Below are 22,050 nucleotides of genomic sequence, written 5' to 3'. Positions count from 1 at the left end.
TCACTCCGCCGGAACGAGCGGCGCAGGCGCCGCCGCTGCGGCGGAAGCCGAGGAGGCCGAGGCCGCGCGCGGAGCCGGCGCGACGGCGCGCTGGCGGCGCTCCAGGTCGCGCGAGAGATGGCGCAGGATCTCGCCCGAGGCATCGGAGAGCGTGGCCCGGTAGCCGGTAATCGCGCGGGCGAAGACGTTGTAGATGATGACGGCGGGAATGGCGGCGACGAGGCCGATCGCGGTCGCCAGCAGCGCCTCGGCGATGCCCGGCGCGACGACGGCGAGATTGGTTGTCTTGGCCTGGCTGATGCCGATGAAGGAATTCATGATGCCCCAGACCGTGCCGAACAGGCCGACGAAGGGCGCGGTCGAGCCGATCGTGGCGAGCAGGCCGGTGCCGCGCGCCATGGAGCGGCCGGCGCGCGCCTCGATCCGCGAGAGCGCAATGGCGACGCGCTCCTTGATGCCGTCCTCGCCGAGATCGGCCGAACGGCGCGTCTCGGCAAGGGCCGCCGAGAGCAATTGGCCGACGGCGCCGCGCAGCTTGCCGTTCTTGCCGGCGGCAGCACTGGCCGCAGCATTCAGGTTGTCGGCCGCCTCGATGCGGCGCAGCGCCCGGCCGGCCGAACGCTTGGCGGCGGCGAGCTCCATCGCCTTGGCGAGCCAGATCGTCCAGGTCACCAGCGAGGCGAAGGCGAGCCCGAGCATCACGCCCTTCACGACGATATCGGCCGCCATGAACATGCCCCAGGGCGACAGGTCATGCGGCAGGGTGGCCGCCGCAGCCGGCGGAGCGACCACGGGCGTCGCCGGCGAGGACGTGGCTGCATTGCCGGGCGTCAGCGGCGGGTGAGCCGTGCTGGGCGGGTTGATGCTGAGCTGGGGCAGAGCGGGCGGCAGCGGAGTGGTCGGAGCTCCCGGCTGGGCCGGGGCGGCTTGCTGAACGGGAGCGGCTGGCTGTGCCGCCGCCGGCTGGCTGGGAACAACTGGCTGGCTCGGGGCGGCCGGCTGAGCCTGCGCCGCGGGCGGAGCCGCATCGGCCGGCGTCTGCGGGGCGGTTTGCCCCGGCACCTGAGCCTGGGCCGCCACCACGGACAGGCTCATCGCAACCAGAGCCAGACGGAACGCACGCATCATCACAAATCAGCCTTCTCTGGAGGAGCGCCGTGCCGGCTTTCGCCGGCTCCACGGCCCTGCCGCCGGGTCCCTGGAGGCCGGCAGCTTCCTCATTGGAATCATTACAAAAAAAGACTTGCAGCACCGATGCTGCATATGCGATACGCCTGTTCGAATCGGGCGGGCATGTCAAGAAAAAGCGGCTCGCCGGGCATGGCCCCGCATGGGCCTCGGCCACGCGAAATCAGGCCTGCCCGCGCTGCCGGACGGCCCTCACATATCCGCTATTCGATGAATGCAAGGCGCCGCCGACGCGGCGCGTACCGGCCTGTCAGCCGCGCTCGGGCCGGTCGATCTCGGCCTGCAACGCCGCGAGATGCGTCGCCGCGGCCTCGGCCGCAGCCTGCTCGACCGCCCGGAAGCGCAGGATCAGCGCTTCGCCCAGCGCCGTCAGTTGCGCGCCGCCGCCATTGCGCCCGCCGACCTGACGCTCGACCACCGGCTTGCCGAAGAGCACGTTCAGTTCCTCGACCAGTTCCCAGGCGCGCCGGTAGGACATCTCCATCGCCCGGCCGGCAGCCGAGATCGAACCATGCATCGCGATGTTCTCGAGCAGCGCGATCTTGCCGGGGCCGATCCTGCCCTCGGGGTCGAGCTGGATGCGCAGGCTCAGCGAGGGCACCGCCGCCTCAGGAGGCTTTGGCGAGGTTCGCCTGCGCGCCTTCGCCGCAGGCGGCGAGCCAGATCGCCGCGATGCGTTCGATGCCCGCCTGGTCGTCGGCATCGAATCGCGCCGGCGACGGGCTGTCGAGATCGATCACGCCGATGACGCCGTCGCGGCCATGGAGCGGCACGACCAGTTCGGAGCGCGAGGCCGCATCGCAGGCGATATGGCCGGGGAAGGCATGGACGTCCTCGACCAGCATCGTTTTCCGCTGGGCGACCGCCGCACCGCAGACGCCCTTGCCGACGGGAATGCGGACGCAGGCCGGCTTGCCCTGGAACGGGCCGAGCACCAGCTCGCCACCGCGCATGATGTAGAACCCGGCCCAGTTCAGGTCCGGCATCATCTGGAACAGCAGGGCGGAGGTGTTGGCGGCGTTGGCTACGGGATCGCTTTCGCCGGCGAGCAGGGCCTCGAGCTGCCCGGCGAGCTCGCGATAGAAGTCCGGCTTGCTGCCGGCGGCGATGCTGCGTGCCTCGAACATGATCCTGACGCCTCGCTTGCGTTGGCTCTCGAAATCCAGCGCCGGTTCCTATCACCATCCTCCCGGCCACGCCATCGAAGAGGCCCCTTCCCCGCCCCCCGCCGATCGTGCCAATCCTCGCGCGCCTCATCGGATAGGGAATCGATCTTGAGCGAGGGTATCCAGCGAATCCGCATCGCAGCCGCCCTGCTGACCGACGCTGGCCAGCGCCTGCTGCTCGTCCGCAAGCGCGGCACCGCCTGGTTCATGCAGCCGGGCGGCAAGATCGAGCCCGGCGAACAGCCCCTCGATGCGCTCGCCCGTGAACTCCGGGAAGAGCTGGGACTCGCCACCTCACCCGAAGCCGCGCGCCATTGCGGGCGTTTCGCGGCCCCTGCCGCCAACGAGCCGGGCTTCATCGTCGAGGCCGAGCTTTTCGCCCTGCCTCTCGATGGCGAGCCACGCCCCGCGGCGGAGATCGCCGAGATCGCCTGGCTCGATCCCGGTACGGCCGCCACGCTTCCGCTCGCCCCGCTGACGCGCGATCACGCCTTGCCGCTCTGGCACTCCCTGCTGACGGAGACGACACGATGAACGACCTGATTGCGAGCCCGCGCCGGGCGGATGGCAGCGCCGGTGACGCCGATTACGGCCGCATCGGACAGGGCTACGCTTCCTATCGCCAGCCCGAGCCCGCCATCGCCGCCCTGATCGAGGCGGCGCTCGGCCCGGCCCGGCGCATCCTCAATGTCGGCGCCGGCGCCGGCTCCTATGAGCCGCGCGGCCGCGACATGACGGCGGTCGAGCCTTCCGCCTCGATGCGGGCGCAGCGCCCGGCCGATATCGTCGCCGCGATCGACGCGACCGCGGAGGCCCTGCCCTTTCCCGACGGTCATTTCGACGCGAGCATGGCGACCTTCACCGTGCATCAATGGGCAAACCTCGATGCGGGGCTGCGCGAGATGCGCCGGGTGACGCGCGGGCCGGTCGCGATCCTTTCCTGCGATCCCGAGCTGGTGCAGGCCTTCTGGCTCAATCATTACGCGCCGGAGGTGCTGGCGACCGAGGCGCGGCGCTATCCCTCGCTCGGCCATATCGGCACGGTGCTGGGCGGCGATGTCGAGATCGTCGCGGTGCCGATCCCGCTCGACTGCCGCGACGGCTTCAACGAGGCCTATTACGGCCGGCCGGAGCTGTTCCTCGATCCGGGCGCCCGCTCGGCCTGCTCGGCCTGGAGCTTCGTCGACGAGGCGCGGAACGCCGCCTCGATCGAGAAGCTGCGCCAGGACCTCGCATGCGGCGCCTGGGACGATTGCTATGGCTTCCTGCGCAACCAGCCGAGCTTCGACGGCTCGCTGCGCCTCGTCATCGCGCGGCCCTGAGCCGAAACGGAAAGGCCGGCTCCCTTGCGAGAGCCGGCCCTTCTGAAACCACAGGCAAAGCTCGTCATCCCGGACTCAGCGAAGCGAAGATCCGGGATCCATGCCTGAACCTTGATCGGAGGCGCTCCGGAATGGATCCCGGGTCAAGCCCGGGATGACGGTGCGTTTCCGAGAAAAATTCCCAAGCCCTAGAACGGGATATCGTCGTCGAGATGGCTGGACGACGAGCGTCCGCCGCCACCACCGCCACCGCCCGACATCGCCGGCTGGCGCGAACCGCCGCCGCCACCGCCCATCGCGCTGGAACGGCCGAAGGAGCCGCCACCGCCGCCGCCCGAGCGATCGTCCATATAGCCGCCGCTGCTGCCGCCACCCTCGCCATACTCGTCGCCGCCGCCCTGGCGGCTGTCGAGGATGGTGAGCTCACCGCGGAAGCGCTGCAGCACGATCTCGGTGGTATATTTCTCGACGCCGGATTGGTCCTGCCATTTCCGGGTCTGGAGCTGGCCCTCGATATAGATCTTCGAGCCCTTCTTCAGGTACTGCTCGGCGACCTTCGCCAGGTTCTCGTTGAAGATCACGACCGAGTGCCACTCGGTGCGCTCCTTGCGCTCGCCGCTCTGCTTGTCGCGCCAGGTCTCGGAGGTGGCGATACGCAGATTGACGACAGGCTCGCCGCTGCCGAGGCGGCGCACTTCGGGATCGCGCCCGAGATTGCCGACCAGAATGACCTTGTTGACGCTACCAGCCATGACAGGCTCCGTTTCCTGCGCACTTCACACAAACCGGCCTTGTGACCGGAGCCGAACCCTATCGGCCGATTGAGGCATTATCAATGATGTTCCTGTTTTGTTCAAGTGCTTCGAGCATGGTTTTCCCCCGCTGATTCGCTGACTGGTCAACGTGGCGGCTGTCGGGCTCCGAGAACCGCCTGCGCCATCCGGTCGAGCAGCACCGCGAGCAGGACGATGCCGAACCCGCCGACGAAGCCGAGGCCGGGATCGGCTCGTTGCAGGCCGAGCAGCACGACCTCGCCCAGCCCCTTGGCGCCGATCATCGAGGCGACCACGACCATGGCGAGCGCCATCATGATCGCCTGGTTCAGCCCCTGCAGGATTGTCGGCCGGGCCAGCGGCAATTCGATCAGCCAGAAGGTCTGGCGCGGCCTGAGGCCCAAAGCCCGCGAGGCCTCGACCAGCCCGGCATCGACGCCGCGCAGGCCGAGTTCGGTCAGGCGGGCGAAGGGCGGCAGCGCATAGACCAGCGTCGCGACGAGAGCCGGCGCGCGACCGAGCCCGAGCAGCATCGCGACGGGGATGAGGTAGACGAAGCTCGGGATGGTCTGCATGAGGTCGTAGAGCGGTGCGAGCGCCCGCCCCAATCGCGGCAGCCGCGCCGCGGCGACGCCGAGCGGCAAGCCCAGCAGCACGACGAAGACGACGGCGACCGTCACCAGAGCGAGCGACTGCATCGCCTCGCCCCAGACCCCTAGTCCCGCAAGCGCCAGCGGCAGGGCCGCCATTGCTAATGCGAAACCGACCCGCCGCGTCGCGAGCCAGGCGCCGGCCGCGACCGCCAACACGAAGGCCGGGGCCGGGACATGCTGAAGCAGCGTCTCGGCCAGGCGGACAGGCGCCGTCAGCGCCGCACCGAAACCATCGAGCCTGTCGCCATAACCGGTGACGAGGGCATCGACGGCCCGGTTGATCGCGCCTTGCAGGGTCCTCCCGAAATCCGGCACCAAGGCGGTCGTCACAGGCTCGCAGCAACCTTGCCGGCGACATCGGCCGGCAGCCATTTCTTCCAGGTCTCGCCCTGCGTCTTCAGGAAGACGAGCGCCTGCTGCTCGGGCGTGACGCCCTTCTCGCGGGCTTCGGCCAGCATCTTCGAGGTCACGTCGCTGGTCGTGCCATAGCTCTTGAAGAAGCCGGCGAGCTGCGGCGCCTTCCTGGCGAGATCGACATTGGCGCCGATCACGACCTTGCTGGTCGGATAGGCCGTGGCGCGTTTGGGAGCGTCGCTCGCCTTGAGCTCGGCCCAGATGCTCGCGTCGAAGGGCGCCTCCTCCAGCTTGACGAGATCATAGGCGCCGAGCAGCCAGCTCGGCCCCCAGTAATAGAACACGACCGGGCGCTTGCGCTTCAGCGCGGCCTCGATCGCGGCGACCAGCGCCTCGCCCGAACCGCCGCGCGTATTGGTGAAGTCATCAGCGAGCCCGTAGACCGCGAGCTTCTTGGTGTTGATGCCCTCGCAGACCCAGCCGGCGACGCAATTGTAGAAGCGCCCCTTCCCCGGCTCCTCCGGGTCGGCGAACAAGGCCTTGTAGCGCTTCAGGTCCTCGGGCTTCCTGAGGTCCGGCGCCTTGGCATCGGCGCCCGAGACGAGATAGCGCGGCACGAACCAGCCCTCGCTCGCATCCGGGAAGGTGGTGCCGAGCGGCTCGACCTTGCCGGCCTCGGCCGCCTTCACCCAGGCATCGACCGGGTTGGCCATCCAGATTTCCATGACGATATCGACATCGCCGCGTGCCATGCCGTTGACCAGCGGCGCGATCACGCCTGGCACGCGCTCGACCTTGCAGCCGAAGCCACGCTCGGCGATCGCGCTGGCGACGGCGGTGTGGAAGGCGGCGGAATCATAGTCGAGACCGGCCATCTTCAGCTGCCGGTCGAGTTCGCAGGCCATGGCCGGCGCGCCAAGGCCGAGGCCGAGCGCAAGCGTCGCTGCTCCAAGAAGGGCCTTCATCATCATCGCTCCCCCGATCGCTCATGGCTGGCGCCGCCGGGCCGATGGCTGGGGCGGCTCGCGCTGAAACGCAGGACCGGGCGGTTTGATCCGCCCGCCTGGCCTTTCCCGGGCGAGCATCGCGCAATCGGACCGGCGAGGCGAGCCCGCCCCTGTCAGCGCCCGTCAGGACCGAACGGGCCGCGGCAAGCTCGTCTGAAACGTGAGACGCATTGACGGCCCATGACGCGCCTGATCCAACGGGATCAGGCCGCCCGCTGCCAGCGCGAAACAGGACGATCCCACCGTGACCGCCGATAACCGCCTTGTGCTCTCCAGCGACCACGCCGCCATCCCGCTCCGGCAGGCTATCGCAAAGCATTTGTCGGCACGGGGCTGGACCGTGGTCGATATCGGCCCGACGACGCCGGAGAGCACGCCCTATCCGAAACATGGCGAAGCGGCTGCAAGGCGCGTCGCCTCCGGCGATTGCCGGCTCGGCATTATCCTATGCGGCACCGGCCAGGGCATCATGATGGCCGCGAACAAGGTCAGGGGCATCCGCTGCGGCGTCTGTTCCGACACCTTCTCGGCCCGCATGATCCGCGAGCACAACGACGCCAACATGCTCTCGCTCGGCGCCCGGGTGGTGGGCGAAGGGCTGGCGCTGGAGATCGTCGACGCCTTCCTCAGTGCCACATTCGAAGGTGGCCGGCATGCGACGCGGGTGGAGATGATCGCGGCGCTGGAGGGGTAGCGCGGGCGTAGCGCTCACGGGTCAATGCGCACAGGAAAGCCGAAGCCCGCTTTCGACCCATAGCGGACATAATTCGATCTACGAACAACCAAGGCGAACGCTCGGAATAAGCCTCGATACGACGCCAATGATCGCGGCACCTAACGCGGCCAATGGTGTGGCCAAGATAGTAATGAGCATCGCCCCAATAAGCGTCTCTCCCACCGACAGGCGATAATGTTGATCTAGCGGCCACCCAAGAAAGTGAGAGGTCAGCATTTCCGAAAAAAGCGTGATGGTAAAAAAGCCAACGATGTAGCTGAGCAAGTAGGCCTTCACGGGATTAACGGCGGTAGCGCGAAGGACGGCTGGTAAGCAGAAAAGAACCGAAACGACGAAGCTCATCGCTACTGCGCTTATTATAGAAAATGCCACATCGCGCCATCCGAACTCTGGACGCGAAAGGAAGATGGACAGAGCTAGAAATTGGAAGGCTGCCGCCAGCATTATGGCGGTAGATAGGGCAGCGCTACGGCTGATCGCAGTTTGGCCTGACATGAGTGCCTAAGATAGCTTGCGCCCTGAGAAGCCTCAAGGTCCGCCCACGACCCTTTACAGACCGTAGTTGCGCCTACGCGATGCGGCCTGGCATCAGAAGCTTCGCTCGATGAAAATCTGTGCCGAGCTCTGCCGGCCTGAAAGGCTCGCTGCGCGCGCGTTCCCGGCGATGTCGAGCTTCTGCCAGGCGAGCGAGCCTTCGAGGCCGAGGCGCAGTCCCTTGATCGGCGCCCACACCATGTTCGCCGCCACGCGATCGATCTGGATCCGGCCGGACAGCCCGGACAGGTTCGGGATCGAAAGGCGGTAGCGGCTGACATAGGCGTTGCTCGACCATTCGTCCGTCCACTCCCGCCCTACCGCGACCACGCCGGACCAGCCACGTGTCGTCAGGTCGCCGGTCAGGACCGAAAAGGCCGTACGCTGGTCGAGCTTCGAGCCGATATAGGGCGCAGCGTCGATGGCACCGGCGATCTGGGCTGTCAGCGTCAGCGGCCGCTCCAGAAGTTTTTGCTCCCAGGTCGCGCCGATGATCGCCGCCCGGCCGACACGACTGGAATTAGCCCCCGGCACCTCGCGCGCCGCAACGGCCCCGTGCAGCGTCAAGCCGCCCTGCTCGTAAAGCAGGCGCGCGACGCCGTCGGGCATGCGATATCCCCCGGCCGGCAACACCGTGCGCCGGTCGGCAGAGGCATCTTCGACCGAAAGCGACAGGCTGAGCTGCTCGGTCAATTGCCGCCCGTAGCCGATCAGGGCGACCGTCCGGCTCGGAATCCGCCCGATGAAGGCGAAGTCGTCGCCAGCCCAGAAATCGAAGCGCGAGCCTGTCAATCCGAAGGCGAAGGCGCCGAATGTGACGCTGGCCTCGCTCATCGTCAGGTCGCTGCCGCCTTCGCTGTTCGTATCCATGGAGAACCCGAAGGCGGTCGCCAGATAATGGCCATCGGCAAGCATCCGTCCGGTCTCGATCCGGAAGCTGGCGCTCAGGGGAAAGCTGGTGGCGTTCTCCGGAACCTGCCCGGTCGCCCGCGCCAGCGCATTCGCCTTGTAGTCGTCGCGCTGGAGCCCGGCATTGACCGAGCCCGACACCGCGATGCAGGTGCCGGCGTTCGGCGAGACGAAGCCGCGAGGGCTCTCGTCATCCCCGTCTTCGCCTCCATCCTCATCGTCATCGTCATCGGTCTTGGCCGCGGATTTCGACCCGCCGGGCAACGCGAAAAGCGGCGCCGGGTCCGGCGGCGCGATCGTGCAGCTGCGCAGGAACTGAGGAGGCTTGCTCGCGGCGCGAACCGGAGAGTCCGCGAACAGGACGAGGCAGGCCGTGGCCAGCACCGCCGTGCCATAAATCCTCGCCGCGATCGGCACAATGCCGCGCCAAACCGGCGGATCGCGTGTCTCGTCAGGAAGCATGCGTTTGGCGGGGACCGTGGACGTCTCGCGCGATCATCGCATTCGGGCGCGAGGAACGCTATGAAATCTCCAACCCCGGTTCCGGGCGACAGCGAGGGAGTTCGCGATGTTGAAACGCTATGTTGCCCTGGCCTTCATGCTTCTCGGACCGATCGGCTGCACCACGCAGGATACCGTTCCCCGTGCGAGGGCCGACGGGCCGGCCTATACGCACCCGGGCATCGGCGCCCCGGCTCGCCAGACGGATTCGTTCGGAAGCGCCCTGCGCTAGGCGCGCTCAACTGGCCGAGGCACCTCGGCTCGGCCCCCGCTCAAAAAGCCCAATAAAAAAACCGGCAGGCCCAAGCCCGCCGGTTCATTGACGTCAGATCGTTTGGCAGTCTCAGCCGCGCGGCGCGAAGGCCTTGAGCGTCGCGGCAGCCAGCCCCGACTTCAGGATGGCGCCGAGGATGAAGGGCACCGCGCCGACGGCGATCGCCTTGGACAGGCCGATCAGGGTGCCGAGCCAGGCCACGCCGATCACCAGGCAAAGCGCGTTGCCGGCCAGCATCGCGGCGAAGGCGAGGCCGACGCGGCTGCCGTTCCAGCCCTGCTGCGCCAGCCAGCCGGTCAGGGCCGCGGCGAAGGGGAAAGCCAGCAGGTAGCCGCCGGTCGGGCCGGCGAAATAGGCAGCGCCGCCGACAGCGCCGGCGAAGACCGGCAGGCCCATCGCGCCCTGCGCCAGCCAGGCGATGACGGTGACCGCGCCGAGGCGCCAGCCATAGAGCGCGCCGATCAGCGTCACGGCAAAAGTCTGCATCGTCATCGGCACCGGGTACATCGGCACCTTGATCTGCGAGGACAGGGCCAGCAGCAGGCTGCCGACGATCACGGCGCCGGCCTGCCAGGCGAGCGAGCGGCTTTCCAGCCGCAGCGGGCTGAACGGACGGCTGAGGGCAAGATCGGTCATGGTCACTCCTTCGTCGCGATCAAAATTATCTATAATTTCGATCTTTGATCTATGAGGAAGTCCATATCTCGCCGGAAAAGGCAAGTGCGCCCTTTGTGCGAAACCGCCCACGCCGGAGACGGACAACGCCTAACCGACGATGGCGAAGGCCCCGCGCGTCGCTCCGGAGGCGGTGCGAACCGGGCGCTCGCCGATCCATTGCGCGTGCCGCGCCAGCGTCGCGATCGCGGTTTCCAGGTCGCCATTGCGCAGGGCGTTGAGGATCGCTCGGTGGTCATGGTCGGTGCGCGCCTCCCATTCCGAGCGCCAGGCCGAGAACAGGAAACGCGCGCTCGCAGCATGGAGATCGTCGATCGTCGCGAGCAGGCGCTTCATCCCGCAAGGCGCGACCAATGTGCGGTGAAAGCGCCGATTCGCCTCCTCCCAGGCCCGGACATCGGTGGCGGCGTCGCAATCGCGCCGCGCTTGCTCGGCCTTGTCGAGGATGGCGGCGGTGAGATGCGGCGCGGCATGGCGCAGCGCCAGCACCTCCAGCGCCGCGCGCATCGCCGCCACCTCCTTCACCTCCGAGAGGTCGAAGGAAGCGACGCGGACGCCCCGGCGCGGCTCGCTGATCGCCAGGCCCTGCGCCTCCAGCCGGCGGAAAGCCTCGCGCACCGGGACATGGCTGGTCTCGAATTCCTCGGCGACATGGTCCTGCCGCAGGCGCGAGCCGGGCTCGATCGTTCCGGCGATGATCCGCTCGGCCAGGGCCTTGGCGATGCGGACGGCGATGGTGTCTTCGGCAGGCTTCGTCATGATTTATAGATAATTCGAGCGCGCGGCGGAGTCGATTGCGATCGGTGCGACAATCCCCATATCGAGCCCTCGCCGATCCTGACGTTTCCTGTCAGGAAGACGGCAGCAGCCGGCACGGCTGCGTGCTATTCATGCCGGGCAGATCGCCGCGAGGCTGGAACGGCCCGGCATTTGCCCTACATCTAGCGCTTCACCGCAACGGACGCCCCGATGGCCCGCAAGACCGATACCGCCGCTGCCCAGGCCGCTGCGCTGGAAGACATGTTCGACCGCAACCGCGCGGCCGATCCGAACAGCCGCGCCATCACCGTGCGCGGCGCGCGCGAGCACAATCTCAAGAATGTCGATCTCGCCATCCCGCGCGACAAGCTCGTGGTCTTCACCGGCCTCTCGGGCTCGGGCAAGTCCTCGCTCGCCTTCGACACGATCTATGCGGAAGGCCAGCGCCGCTATGTCGAGTCGCTCTCGGCCTATGCCCGCCAGTTCCTCGAGATGATGCAGAAGCCCGATGTCGATCAGATCGACGGGCTCTCGCCGGCGATCTCGATCGAGCAGAAGACCACCTCGAAGAACCCGCGCTCGACCGTCGGCACGGTCACCGAGATCCACGACTACATGCGCCTGCTCTGGGCGCGCGCCGGCATCCCCTATTCGCCGGCGACCGGCCTGCCGATCGAGAGCCAGACCGTGCAGCAGATGGTCGACCGCATGGTCGAATTGCCGGAGAAGACGCGCGGCTACCTGCTCGCGCCGGTGGTCCGCGGCCGCAAGGGCGAGTTCAGGAAGGAGATGGCCGACTGGCTGAAGCGCGGCTTCCAGCGCGTCAAGGTCAATGGCGAGTTCTACGAGATCCCGGACGCGCCGGCGCTCGACAAGAAGTTCAAGCACGACATCGACGTGGTGGTGGACCGCATCGTCATCCGCCCGGACCTCGGCGCCCGCCTCGCCGACTCGCTGGAGCAGGCGCTGGAGCTGACCGACGGCATCGCTGTCTTCGAATATGCCGACGAGAAGGAGGAGAACGGCGAAGCCAGGCGCGTCACCTTCTCCTCGAAATTCGCCTGCCCGGTCTCCGGCTTCACGATCCCTGAGATCGAGCCCCGGCTGTTCTCGTTCAACAACCCGTTCGGCGCCTGCCCGGTCTGCGACGGCCTCGGCCACGAGATGCGGATCGACTCGGACATGATCGTCCCGGATCATTCGCTGACGCTGAAGAAGGGCGCCATCGCCCCCTGGGCCAAGTCGACCTCGCCCTATTACGGCCAGACGCTGGAAGCGCTCGCCAAGCATTTCGGCTTCTCGATGACCAAGCCCTGGTCGGAGCTGCCGGAGAGCGCCCGCAAGGCGATCCTGTTCGGCACGGGCACCGAGCCCGTGCGCATGGCCTATAATGACGGCTTGCGCAGCTACGAGGTGAAGAAGCCCTTCGAGGGCGTCATCACCAATATGGAGCGGCGCTGGAAGGAGACGGAGTCGGACTGGGCGCGCGAGGAGATCGGCCGCTTCATGTCCGAGACGCCCTGCGCCGCCTGCAACGGCTATCGCCTGAAGCCCGAGGCGCTGGCGGTGAAGATCGACATGCGCCATATCGGCGAGGTCTCGAAGCTCTCGGTCAAGGACGCGCTGGACTGGGTCACCGCCCTGCCCGCCCGGCTCTCGAAGAAGCAGAACGAGATCGCCCCGCGCATCCTCAAGGAAATCCGCGACCGGCTGACCTTCCTGCTCGACGTCGGCCTGGAATACCTGACGCTCGCCCGCGCCTCCGGCACGCTCTCCGGCGGCGAGAGCCAGCGCATCCGGCTCGCCTCGCAGATCGGCTCGGGCCTCACCGGCGTGCTCTATGTGCTGGACGAGCCCTCGATCGGCCTGCACCAGCGCGACAACGAGCGCCTGCTTGGCACGCTGCGGCGCCTGCGCGACCTCGGCAACACGGTGATCGTGGTCGAGCATGACGAGGACGCGATCCTGACAGCCGACTATGTCGTCGATGTCGGCCCCGGCGCCGGCATCCATGGCGGCGAGATCGTCGCCAAGGGCACGCCGCAGGACATTCTCGACGACCCGAATTCGCTTACCGGCAAATACCTCACCGGCGAGATGTCGGTCGCGGTGCCGGCCAAGCGCCGCAAGGCCACGAAGGGCCGCAGCCTCAAGATCGTCGGCGCGCGCGGCAACAACCTGCGCAATGTCGATGTCGAGATTCCGCTGGGGATGTTCACCTGCATCACCGGCGTCTCCGGCGGCGGCAAGTCGACGCTGGTGATCGACACGCTCTACAAGGCGGTGGCGCGCAAGCTGAACGGCTCGATCGACCACCCGGCCCCGCATGACCGCATCGAGGGCATCGAGCATCTCGACAAGGTCATCGACATCGACCAGTCGCCGATCGGCCGCACGCCGCGCTCGAACCCGGCGACCTATACCGGCGCCTTCACGCCGATCCGCGAATGGTTCGCCGGCCTGCCAGAGGCGAAGGCGCGCGGCTATCAGGCCGGGCGCTTCTCGTTCAACGTCAAGGGCGGCCGCTGCGAGGCCTGCCAGGGCGACGGCCTCATCAAGATCGAGATGCACTTCCTGCCGGATGTCTACGTCACCTGCGACGTCTGCAAGGGCAAGCGCTACGATCGCGAAACCCTCGAAGTGAAATACCGCGACAAATCGATCGCCGACGTGCTCGACATGTCGGTCGAGGAGGCGAAGGGCCTGTTCAAGGCGGTGCCCTCGATCCGCGACAAGATGGAGACGCTGGCGCGCGTGGGCTTGGACTATGTCAAGGTCGGCCAGCAGGCGACGACGCTCTCGGGCGGCGAGGCACAGCGCGTAAAACTCTCCAAGGAATTGTCGAAGCGCGCTACCGGCCGCACGCTCTACATCCTCGACGAGCCGACGACCGGCCTGCATTTCCACGACGTCGCCAAGCTCATGGAGGTGCTCCACGAGCTGGTCGACCAGGGCAATTCGGTGGTGGTGATCGAGCACAATCTCGAGGTGGTGAAGACCGCCGACTGGGTGATCGACATGGGCCCCGAAGGCGGCGACGGCGGCGGCCAGGTGGTGGCCGAGGGCACGCCGGAGGACATCGTCCGCATCGGCAAGGGCCACACCGCGCGCTTCCTCAAGGAAGTGCTCGACCGCCGGCCGATCAAGAAGGGCAAGGTGCAGCGGCAGGCGGCGGAGTGATGTGCTGACCGGGAAGAAATATCCCCGGCAACCTCGGATGCTTTAGAAAAAGCTCCCGCGCTCGCCTCGCTATAGCAGGCCGTCGCATGGCGCTTGCCGAGTCCGGGCGCGACGAAGCCTGAATTGGCAATCCTGTTACACAAGCGGCGTCGGCTTGCCTGTAGGATGCCGATCTCGGCCTGCAAGCGTACCATACGTAAATTGGTAACGAATCGTTAGCCATACTGATTGCAGCGAGACCCAAGGCGTGCGAAGACCCTTTCAAATCGCCTTCGAGGGATCGATTCTTAATCAGCCTGGTTCTTTGTCAGCTGGGACAGGGAGAGCCACATGAGCAAGATCGCCGGTCGCATGTCCTCCTCAGAGCTAGGGGAGTTAGCGTTGGATGCTGCCATCCAGGTCGAGGACGTAATCCATGGCCGGGCGATGCGCCTGACTTCTGTAAAGGAGTTGATGGAAGCTCTCCTTAGCTCGCTCCAGAACCCGACGACCTCACAAGCTCCACTCGATTTGGCGCTTTTGCCAATCTATGAATCGGCATTCGATGTAATGGGGAGCAAGCCGGACAAAGTCGACGATTTTCGACGTGGTGTTTATGATATTCTGGAGAAATTTGTCGAAGCGGACCCTTCAAAAGGCTCCGAATTTCTGACACGTCTAAGAGATTTCTGCGTAGCTATACACGATCAGTCGCTATCTCAACGTATCGACCTTCTCCGAGCATCGGCTTATCATGACGGAATGGCAATTCGAGCCTATTGACCTTTCAACAAATGCCGCTTTAAAACTTGATAGACTTATCGCTCAAGCTGATGCAATCATTAGCTCTGAGCACCCCAATATCGATAGTAAAGCAGCAGCTATTGAGTTAAGAGCGCAAGCGGAAACCGCCAAGCGAAGACTCTCGTCATTCTCTCAGTTTCCGGCCAATTTGCAGAATTCTCTGCTGCGGCAGGCAAATTTTACACTTACTCGAATAATGGAGCTTTTAGGCTTTATAGTTCGCTCCACGGCGACGAGGAATCTCTTCGAGCTGTACTTCCCTTTCCGGGAAATCTCTCAGCGCCTAGTAGGCCAAGACGTTAGACTAATTATCTCCTCCGACTGGCGGTACTCCCCTTTTACGTACCCGTTTGGGCTAGAGGAGCTTCCTAAATTTGTACTAATTGGCCTTCCCGCGTCAGAATCGGAGAATGCTCTCGTATTTCCGACAGCCGGACACGAGCTCGGCCACAACATTTGGCGGGCGAAGGACTTCAAGGATAAATTTCAAGCTGACGCAGAAGAAGCAACCTACCAAGCGTATGAAAAGCATCGCGCCAGCTTCGAGACGATATTTCAAATTAGAGGGGCGGACATTAGAAATGATATGTTCGTTCAGCCGATCATCTACAAAAGCCTAGCATCAACCATGCGACAATTGGAGGAGATTTTCTGCGACGCGGTTGGAGCTATACTTTTCGGCGCCTCTTATCTCTATGCCTTTGATTATTTAATTGCCCCTACAGTTAGCGGCAGACGTTCAGGGGAATACCCAAATACGAAAACTCGCGTCGAATATATTCAAAAATTCTCTTCAAGCATAAATCTCGCCGTCCCAAATATTTCGCCCCGCTTCATGGACGAGTCGTTTTCCGGTATAGCCACTTCGGATTTCATAATTCAAATGGCAGATGATGCAGTTGGGCAACTAGCTGCTGATGTTTTTAGCGCGGCATACTCGTACGTATCTAGGCATGCGTCGATTGATACCGATTTGGCCGGTAGTGAAAAAGCGCTTTCTTGTTTCGAACACGGGCGCCCCGTGGGCGATCAAACTCAGCTGGGCGCGCTGATCAACGCCGCATGGGCCGTGTACAACGACCCTATAAAGGCGCGGCGACTAGCTGATCATGGCGTCGATCTAATCCCTTTCTTGACCGACCTAGTTATTAAATCAGCTGAAAATCTAGAGTTCGCGAGCTTCCGAAATGCTTAGCACCCTGGAAGTTAGAAAGCGTATGACAGACAATTCGCTTGAGACTAGCGAGCGCATTGTTTTGGTGCCGGACCCTTTTGAGGTGGATGAGGCTCAGATCGGGCGAACGTCGATCGATCTTCGGCTAGGCCGCTGGTTTACTTTACTACAACAGACACGAACAAGCCTGATCGACTTCGCCAAACCGCGCGACGAAGGGCAATTTTCGGCCCGTGAAGGGAAAACTTCGTTCGTCCCATTTGGACAGAAGTTCGTGCTTCATCCGAACCGCTTCGTGTTGGCCAGCACGTTCGAGTGGCTGGCGCTTCCGTCGAATGTTGCAGCCTATATTTCGGGAAAATCTGCGCTTGGACGCATGGGTTTAATTATCGAGACCGCAGCAGGCATCCATCCAGGTTTCTCAGGGACAATAACGCTGGAGCTCTTCAATTGCGGTGAGGTTCCGGTCGGCATCTACCCCGGCATGCGTATATGCCAGCTCTTTTTCCATGAGGTTGCTGGCGAAAAAACCGTGAAGAAGACCTCGTTTGGCGGCAGACGAAAGCCTGCATTCGGCTCTTACACCCCCGATAAGATTCTCGAAGCCATGCGGCCCGACGAGGCAAATACCTTGTTTTGAGAGGCTCGCTCCAGAATACGCACAGCGGCAGCCCAAAATGACATTAAAGCGCTGCGGCTCTCTCGCCCTCCCTGTTGCGGCTCCAAATTTATCCCCACCCCTCATCACCCGTCCTATCCTGCTCTCGCCCATCACCCAAACGGGGCGGCCGTCCGGAGGTATGCTGGAGGTTGGGTGAGGGTCGGCGCCTGCGGGCGGGGGTTACGCCCTGCTCCCGGGAGGCTTCGGGGCACCGCCCTGGGGACACTACGGTCCCTGTGCGAGGAGCTCGCTGGAAGGCTCGGCCGGTGAGAGACAGGCAAGGCGACGGCGCGACGACCCGCTGAGGGGAACTGGCGTCTGAACCGGCCCATCCCGAACCGCCTTTGCCCGATAAGCGCGGCCCGGAGCCAAAAGTCGCCGGAGGCGGAGCGCCACGGGGCGTGCGACGGGTGGCTCAATCCCGCCGCGCCGCAGCCTGGCTCAACGGTTGCGGATGTCCCTCGCGCCTCGCGGCGCTCCGCCAGTCCCGCTCGAAACCCGCCGCGCATCCGCGCGGGCGGATGGTCCCGCGTGCCTGACCCAACCGGAGTTCCGCCATGCCGAAACGCCAGAACACCCCCGTCGCCATCACGCCGATCACCGATTTCGAGAGCTGCCAGAGGGCGCGGCCGCTGATCCTGCGCCGCTTCGCCGACATCCTCGGCGTCTGGGAGGTCTGCGCCAACAAGACCTGCACCCGGGCGCGCGGCTGCCAGGGCGATGGCACGGGCTGCCTGCGCGCCTTCATGCAGGCGATCCCCGACGCTGACCGCCGCGAGATCCGCTACGCGCTGGACAACCGCGCGGCCGGGCTCGCCCCCGGCGAGGCGATGGAGCAGGCGCAGGCCCGCGTCGCCGGGGAGATCGCGCGGGGCGACGAATAGCGCCGGGGCAGCGAAGTCGTCTTCGCCCCTCGCCCCTCAGAACCGGTCGATGATCGTCACGCCGGTGCCTTCGAAGCGGTCCATCGCCATCAGGGCGGGGATCGATTCGGCGAGGTCGATGCGGCGGCCGACGAGCTGCTGCGGGGTGAGCTTGCCGGCGCTGATCATGTCGAGCATCGCGCCATAGCGATGCGCCTGCATGCCGTGGCTGCCGAGGATTTCGAGCTCGTGGGCGATGACCTGCGCCATCGGGATCGGCGGCGTCGCCTGCTCCGCCAGCAGAAGCCCGACCTGGATATGCTTGCCGCGCTTGCGCAGGTTCGCCACCGAGTTGAAGCAGGTCTGGGGGTGGCCGAGCGCATCGAGCGAGACATGGGCGCCGCCGCCTGTGGCGTCGCGCACGGCGGCGACGACATCGGGCTGCGTCCTGGCGTTGATCGTCACCGCGGCGCCGACCTCGCGGGCGAGGCGCAATTTGTCATCGGAGATGTCGACGGCGACGACATTGGCGCCCAGCGCATTGGCGATCATGATCGCCGAGAGGCCGACGCCGCCGCAGCCGTGGACGGCGGCCCATTGGCCGCCCGTGACCTTGCCCTGGTCGACCACGGCGCGGAACGAGGTCACGAAGCGGCAGCCGAGGCTGGCCGCCGTGGCGAAATCGATCTCGTCCGGCAGCCGCACGAGGTTGAAATCGGCCCGGTCGATGCGGACGTACTCGGCGAACGAGCCCCAATGGGTGAAGCCGGGCTGGAACTGGTCGTCGCAGACCTGCTGGTTGCCGGAATGGCATTGCGGGCAGGAGCCGCAGCCCGAGACGAAGGGCACGGTGACGCGGTCGCCCTCGCGGAAGCGCACGACGCTGCGGCCGACCGCGGCGATGACGCCGGCCAGCTCATGGCCCGGCACATGCGGCAGGCGGATATCGGGATCGTGCCCGACCCAGCCATGCCAGTCGCTGCGGCACAGGCCGGTCGCCTCGACCTTGATGATGACGCTGTGCGGCTCCGGGGTCGGGTCCGGCAGGATGCGCAGCTCGGGGGCCTGCCCGAAGGCTTCGTAGACGACGGCTTTCATGGGGCGGGCCCTCCTTGGTCGAGCTCCGTGTCATGCGGCAGCGCTGCCGGAATCGTCAATCGCGGAGGCCTGCGGCGGTGAGACGCCCTTAAGATTCCGCGCCTATGGTGACTTCGCGCTCGGCCTGCCGCATCGGCGGGCTTTCCGAAGACGGCCGCGAAACATCCATGAGCGACAGCGTCCACGGCTCGACGATCAGCGATAGTTCCCGATCCGCGACCGAACCCGGCCTGCTCGGCGGCATCCTGGCCGGCTGCGGGCTGTTCGTCCTGATGCTGTCGCTGCAGCCCTTCGCCGGCGCGCCGGAACAGACGGCGCCGGGCGAATCGACCGGCAACATCGTCAACCAGGTCGGCTGGTTCGGGCTTGGCCTCGTCTTCCTCGCGGCGATGCTGGGGCTGACGCAGCGCGACGTGCTGGCGCGGCTCGGCTTCGGCCGCTGGGCCGCCGTCTTCGGCATCGCAGCGCTCTCGATCGTGCAATCGCTCGACCCGACCGCCTCGGCGCGCGGCCTGCTGCTCACCGCGATCGTGATGATCGTCGTCGCGGGCGTCCTCGTCCTGCCGCGCGACGAGCGCAACTTCGCCGTGGCCGCGGTCAATGCCTGCCTCGCGCTGCTGGCCCTGATCTACGCCATGCTGGTGCTGGCGCCGCATCTGGTCCTCCACAGCGCGGAAGGCGCCGAGGGCGTGCATGTCGGCGACTGGCGTGGGCATCTCTCGCACAAGAATTTCGCCGCCCCCGTCTTCTCGATCGCGGCGATGATCGGGATCTATGGCTGGCGCAGCGGCCTGCGCTGGCGCGGCGCCATCGTCGTGGCGCTCAGCGTTCTCTTCGTGCTCAACAGCGGCTCCAAGACCACGATGGGCTTCCTGCCGCTCGCCGTCGGCGTGGTCGCGTTGGCGCGTATCACCGGCCGGCCGGGGCTCGCGATCGCTGCCCATCTCGTACTGGTCGCGCTGATCGCGGCGCTCACCATCGGCTCGGTGATGTCGCCTGCGCTCAACGCCCTGCTCAAGGCGATGATCTCGGACCCGACCTTCACCGGTCGCGACGAGATCTGGAAATTCGCCTTGCAGCGCATCGCCGAGAAGCCCTGGTTCGGCTACGGCTATGCCAGCTTCTGGCAGACGCCGGTGGTGACCGGCTTCGAGGAGAATTACGAGGCGAGCTGGGATATCCGCGGCATCGGCTCGGGCCATAACAGCTATATCGATGCCGCGGTGAGCTTCGGCATACCCGGCGCCCTCCTGATGATCTTCCTGCTGATGGGTCTGCCGCTCGTCGACTATCTGCGAGCCTGCCGCGTCACGGCCAATCGCCGGCTTGCCGACCTCTTCATCATGATCGTGATCTTCCTGACTTATGTCGGGATGCTGGAATCGTTCCTGCTCAACCGGGCCGATCCGCTCTGGGTTCTGTTCGCGCTGGCGATAACCGGCATCAGCCTGGCCGGGCGGATGCGGACGAAGAGCGGCTAACAAGTCAGACGCCGGAACAGCACCGAACCACTGGACAAGCGGACCTTGTCCGGGGAAACAGCAGCCGTCCCCATACCCGGCAAGCGAGACGTCCATGAGCGCAACCCCGATTTCCCTTGGCCTCATCGGCGCCGGCATCATGGGCGAGCGCATGCTGCGTGCCGCGCTCGACCAGCCCGCGACGGCGCTGCGCGTCTCCGGTATCTGGGACCCTTCGACCGATGCGATGGCGCGGATCGGCGCTGAATTGCCTTCGGTGGCACATCAGCCCGACGCGGCCGCCCTGATCGCGGCGAGCGATTGCGTCTATATCGCGTCGCCGCCCTCCTCCCATCTCGGCCATGCGCGCGCCGCGCTCGCGGCCGGCAAGGCGGTGTTCTGCGAAAAGCCGCTGGCGGTCGATGTCGAGGATGCCCGCGCGTTCGTGAGTGAGGCCGGCGCGCGCGGCGCGGTGAACTTCCCCTTCGCCTCCTCGCCGGCCGTTGCACGGCTGCGGGAATGGATCGACTCCGGCGCCATCGGCGCGCCGCAACGCATCTCGATCGAGGTCGCCTTCGCGACCTGGCCGCGCTCCTGGCAGGTCGATGCGGCCGGCTGGCTCGACCGCACGGCGCAGGGCGGCTTCACTCGCGAGGTCGTCTCGCATTTCCTGTTCCTGACCCGCCGCATCGCCGGCCCCTTCAGCGGCCTTTCCGCCAAGGCGGCCTATCCCGAGGCGGGCAAGAGCGAGCGCCGGATCGAGGCGACGCTGACCGCAGGCACCCTGCCCGTCAGCTTGACCGGCAGCGTCGGCACGACCGCGAAGGATGACCATAACGTCTGGACGCTGGAGGGGGATAAGGGCGCGATCCGGCTCTGCGACTGGTCGCGCGCCGAGCGACGCCTTCCCGACGGCAGCTGGCAGCCCGATCCGGAGGCGCTCTCCCAGAACGAAGCACGCCCGCTGGCGCTGCGCCGCCAGCTCGAAGGCGTGGCGAAGCTCACCCGCGGCGAACCGCACCATCTCGCGACGCTACGCGAAGCGTTCGATGTGCAGGACATCGTCGAGACAATCCTGAAAAGCGCCTGACGCGCAGGCTTGCACCTGGCAGCGCTCCGCATTTCAACGCGAGAAGCTCCCCGGATGGCATAAATTTGCGGCAGATCGGCCAGAAAGCGCTTCTTCAGGATAATTCTACTCTAGCACGCCGATAATTCGAAAAAACCGACTACCTGATGTGAATTGAGCTGAAACCCGCCTGTAGCGTAAAATCCCTGTTCGAAAGACCGAACGGGGATGGGCGTTATCGTGGCAGTTCTCAACGTCATCGATCGACAGGGCCGGAGCCATGAACTCGAAGCCGTTGAAGGCTGGCGGGTCATGGAAATCCTGCGCGACTACAAGGTCGGCATCGAGGGCGTCTGCGGCGGCTCCTGCGATTGCGGCACCTGCCATGTCATCGTCGCGCAGGAATGGGCCGAGCGCCTGCCCGAGCCGCGCGACGAGGAGATCGACGCGCTCGACGAACTGCCATTGATCGAGGCGACCTCACGCCTCTCCTGCCAGATCATCTGGGCCGACGATCTCGACGGGCTGACGCTGACGCTCGCGGAGGCCGCGTGATGGCTGCTCCGGCGAAACGCGTTCCCCTACCGGCGATCCTTCTCGCCAACGACCTGCTCGACGGCGATGTCGTCTTCGCCTTCGTCGACGGCGCCGGCCCACTGGCCTGGACGCGCGACCCGGCGCTGGCGCTGGTCGCCGCCGACGATGCGGCGGCCGAACGGCTCGAAGCCTTCGCCGCCACTGAGCTGCGCGGCAACAAGGTCGTCGACGCCTATCTGGTCGATGTCGCCATCGAGAGCGGCAGTCCGGTTCCCCGCCATTTCCGCGAGCGCTTCAAGACGCTCGGCCCCAGCAATCGTCCCGATCTCGGCAAGCAGGCCGGTGAAGGCATCGCCTCCGCGCCGAAGGGCTGA

At 65.8% G+C, this 22,050-nt stretch carries 24 protein-coding genes; 13 read left to right on the top strand and 11 right to left on the bottom strand.

The features are described 5' to 3' along the window. The 3 genes from exbB to WFK61_RS23890 form a co-directional block, all read right to left on the bottom strand. Positions 1–1,128: a tonB-system energizer ExbB gene (gene exbB / locus WFK61_RS23900; protein ID WP_336814558.1), complete on the bottom strand. Its 1,128-nt coding sequence runs from the start codon at positions 1,126–1,128 to the stop codon at positions 1–3. Between the two features lie 310 nt (positions 1,129–1,438). Beyond that, entirely contained in the window at positions 1,439–1,789 is a 351-nt protein-coding gene (locus WFK61_RS23895; RefSeq protein WP_336814557.1) for a winged helix-turn-helix domain-containing protein, read from the bottom strand. Positions 1,790–1,796: 7 nt separating this feature from the next. Further along, positions 1,797–2,315: a GAF domain-containing protein gene (locus WFK61_RS23890; RefSeq protein WP_336814556.1), complete on the bottom strand. Its 519-nt coding sequence runs from the start codon at positions 2,313–2,315 to the stop codon at positions 1,797–1,799. A 147-nt stretch (positions 2,316–2,462) separates the two neighbouring features. Here WFK61_RS23890 and WFK61_RS23885 point away from each other — a divergent pair, with 147 nt between their 5' ends. Together WFK61_RS23885 and WFK61_RS23880 are read left to right on the top strand one after the other, a co-directional pair. Next, a complete protein-coding gene (locus tag WFK61_RS23885) occupies positions 2,463–2,888 on the top strand; it encodes an NUDIX hydrolase (protein WP_336814555.1) in 426 nt (141 codons plus the stop codon). Next, positions 2,885–3,676: a class I SAM-dependent methyltransferase gene (locus WFK61_RS23880; RefSeq protein ID WP_336814554.1), complete on the top strand. Its 792-nt coding sequence runs from the start codon at positions 2,885–2,887 to the stop codon at positions 3,674–3,676. Before WFK61_RS23885 ends, WFK61_RS23880 begins: the two co-directional genes overlap by 4 nt. Positions 3,677–3,864: 188 nt before the next feature. On the opposite strand, the gene ssb is transcribed toward WFK61_RS23880, so the two are convergent. From ssb to WFK61_RS23865, 3 genes are all read right to left on the bottom strand, one after another. Then, complete coding sequence (ssb, locus tag WFK61_RS23875; protein WP_336814553.1) at positions 3,865–4,428, bottom strand: single-stranded DNA-binding protein; 564 nt, start codon at positions 4,426–4,428, stop codon at positions 3,865–3,867. A gap of 146 nt (positions 4,429–4,574) precedes the next feature. Continuing rightward, positions 4,575–5,432, bottom strand: a complete 858-nt coding sequence (locus WFK61_RS23870; RefSeq protein WP_336814552.1) for an ABC transporter permease — start codon at positions 5,430–5,432, stop codon at positions 4,575–4,577. Next, positions 5,429–6,421, bottom strand: coding sequence for an ABC transporter substrate-binding protein (locus tag WFK61_RS23865; protein ID WP_336814551.1), 993 nt, complete (start codon positions 6,419–6,421; stop codon positions 5,429–5,431). The genes WFK61_RS23870 and WFK61_RS23865 overlap by 4 nt, the downstream gene beginning before the upstream one ends. Positions 6,422–6,707: 286 nt before the next feature. Here WFK61_RS23865 and rpiB point away from each other — a divergent pair, with 286 nt between their 5' ends. Next, a complete protein-coding gene (gene rpiB, locus WFK61_RS23860; protein ID WP_336814550.1) occupies positions 6,708–7,157 on the top strand; it encodes a ribose 5-phosphate isomerase B in 450 nt (149 codons plus the stop codon). Positions 7,158–7,235: 78 nt separating this feature from the next. Here the strand turns inward: rpiB and WFK61_RS23855 are convergent, their stop codons facing one another. Both WFK61_RS23855 and WFK61_RS23850 read right to left on the bottom strand, forming a co-directional pair. After that, positions 7,236–7,541, bottom strand: a complete 306-nt coding sequence (locus WFK61_RS23855; RefSeq protein ID WP_336814549.1) for a hypothetical protein — start codon at positions 7,539–7,541, stop codon at positions 7,236–7,238. Between the two features lie 246 nt (positions 7,542–7,787). Then, positions 7,788–9,104 carry a porin gene (locus WFK61_RS23850; protein ID WP_336814548.1) on the bottom strand — a complete coding sequence of 439 codons (1,317 nt, stop codon included), beginning with the start codon at positions 9,102–9,104 and terminating at the stop codon, positions 7,788–7,790. Between the two features lie 106 nt (positions 9,105–9,210). Here WFK61_RS23850 and WFK61_RS23845 point away from each other — a divergent pair, with 106 nt between their 5' ends. Further along, positions 9,211–9,375: a hypothetical protein gene (locus WFK61_RS23845; RefSeq protein ID WP_336814547.1), complete on the top strand. Its 165-nt coding sequence runs from the start codon at positions 9,211–9,213 to the stop codon at positions 9,373–9,375. Between the two features lie 111 nt (positions 9,376–9,486). Here WFK61_RS23845 and WFK61_RS23840 read toward each other — a convergent pair whose 3' ends face one another. Then, on the bottom strand, positions 9,487–10,053 hold the full coding sequence (locus WFK61_RS23840) for a biotin transporter BioY (RefSeq protein ID WP_336814546.1): 567 nt from the start codon (positions 10,051–10,053) through the stop codon (positions 9,487–9,489). A gap of 129 nt (positions 10,054–10,182) precedes the next feature. Continuing rightward, positions 10,183–10,851, bottom strand: a complete 669-nt coding sequence (locus WFK61_RS23835) for a GntR family transcriptional regulator (protein ID WP_336814545.1) — start codon at positions 10,849–10,851, stop codon at positions 10,183–10,185. A gap of 210 nt (positions 10,852–11,061) precedes the next feature. On the opposite strand from WFK61_RS23835, the gene uvrA reads away from it, so the two are divergent. From uvrA to WFK61_RS23810, 5 genes are all read left to right on the top strand, one after another. Further along, complete coding sequence (uvrA, locus tag WFK61_RS23830) at positions 11,062–14,031, top strand: excinuclease ABC subunit UvrA (RefSeq protein WP_442896365.1); 2,970 nt, start codon at positions 11,062–11,064, stop codon at positions 14,029–14,031. Between the two features lie 330 nt (positions 14,032–14,361). Next, entirely contained in the window at positions 14,362–14,793 is a 432-nt protein-coding gene (locus WFK61_RS23825; RefSeq protein ID WP_336814544.1) for a hypothetical protein, read from the top strand. Then, positions 14,765–16,009 carry a hypothetical protein gene (locus tag WFK61_RS23820; protein WP_336814543.1) on the top strand — a complete coding sequence of 415 codons (1,245 nt, stop codon included), beginning with the start codon at positions 14,765–14,767 and terminating at the stop codon, positions 16,007–16,009. The genes WFK61_RS23825 and WFK61_RS23820 overlap by 29 nt, the downstream gene beginning before the upstream one ends. Positions 16,010–16,031: 22 nt before the next feature. After that, entirely contained in the window at positions 16,032–16,628 is a 597-nt protein-coding gene (gene dcd / locus WFK61_RS23815) for a dCTP deaminase (RefSeq protein WP_336814542.1), read from the top strand. 578 nt (positions 16,629–17,206) lie between these two features. Continuing rightward, the gene (locus tag WFK61_RS23810; protein WP_336814541.1) at positions 17,207–17,533 is read left to right on the top strand and encodes a hypothetical protein; all 327 of its coding nucleotides are present in this window, start codon (positions 17,207–17,209) and stop codon (positions 17,531–17,533) included. Between the two features lie 36 nt (positions 17,534–17,569). On the opposite strand, the gene WFK61_RS23805 is transcribed toward WFK61_RS23810, so the two are convergent. Continuing rightward, on the bottom strand, positions 17,570–18,610 hold the full coding sequence (locus WFK61_RS23805; RefSeq protein WP_336814540.1) for a zinc-dependent alcohol dehydrogenase family protein: 1,041 nt from the start codon (positions 18,608–18,610) through the stop codon (positions 17,570–17,572). A gap of 167 nt (positions 18,611–18,777) precedes the next feature. Here WFK61_RS23805 and WFK61_RS23800 point away from each other — a divergent pair, with 167 nt between their 5' ends. From WFK61_RS23800 to WFK61_RS23785, 4 genes are all read left to right on the top strand, one after another. Continuing rightward, positions 18,778–20,091, top strand: a complete 1,314-nt coding sequence (locus tag WFK61_RS23800) for an O-antigen ligase family protein (protein ID WP_336814539.1) — start codon at positions 18,778–18,780, stop codon at positions 20,089–20,091. 94 nt (positions 20,092–20,185) lie between these two features. Then, on the top strand, positions 20,186–21,160 hold the full coding sequence (locus WFK61_RS23795; protein WP_336814538.1) for a Gfo/Idh/MocA family protein: 975 nt from the start codon (positions 20,186–20,188) through the stop codon (positions 21,158–21,160). 219 nt (positions 21,161–21,379) lie between these two features. Next, on the top strand, positions 21,380–21,694 hold the full coding sequence (locus tag WFK61_RS23790; protein WP_265059304.1) for a 2Fe-2S iron-sulfur cluster-binding protein: 315 nt from the start codon (positions 21,380–21,382) through the stop codon (positions 21,692–21,694). After that, complete coding sequence (locus WFK61_RS23785; protein WP_336814537.1) at positions 21,694–22,050, top strand: DUF2849 domain-containing protein; 357 nt, start codon at positions 21,694–21,696, stop codon at positions 22,048–22,050. The genes WFK61_RS23790 and WFK61_RS23785 overlap by 1 nt, the downstream gene beginning before the upstream one ends.

It is taken from the genome of Allobosea sp. MMO-172 (assembly GCF_037147855.1).
Taxonomy (GTDB): Bacteria; Pseudomonadota; Alphaproteobacteria; order Rhizobiales; family Beijerinckiaceae; genus Allobosea.
This window is presented reverse-complemented; position numbering and strand designations above follow the sequence as displayed.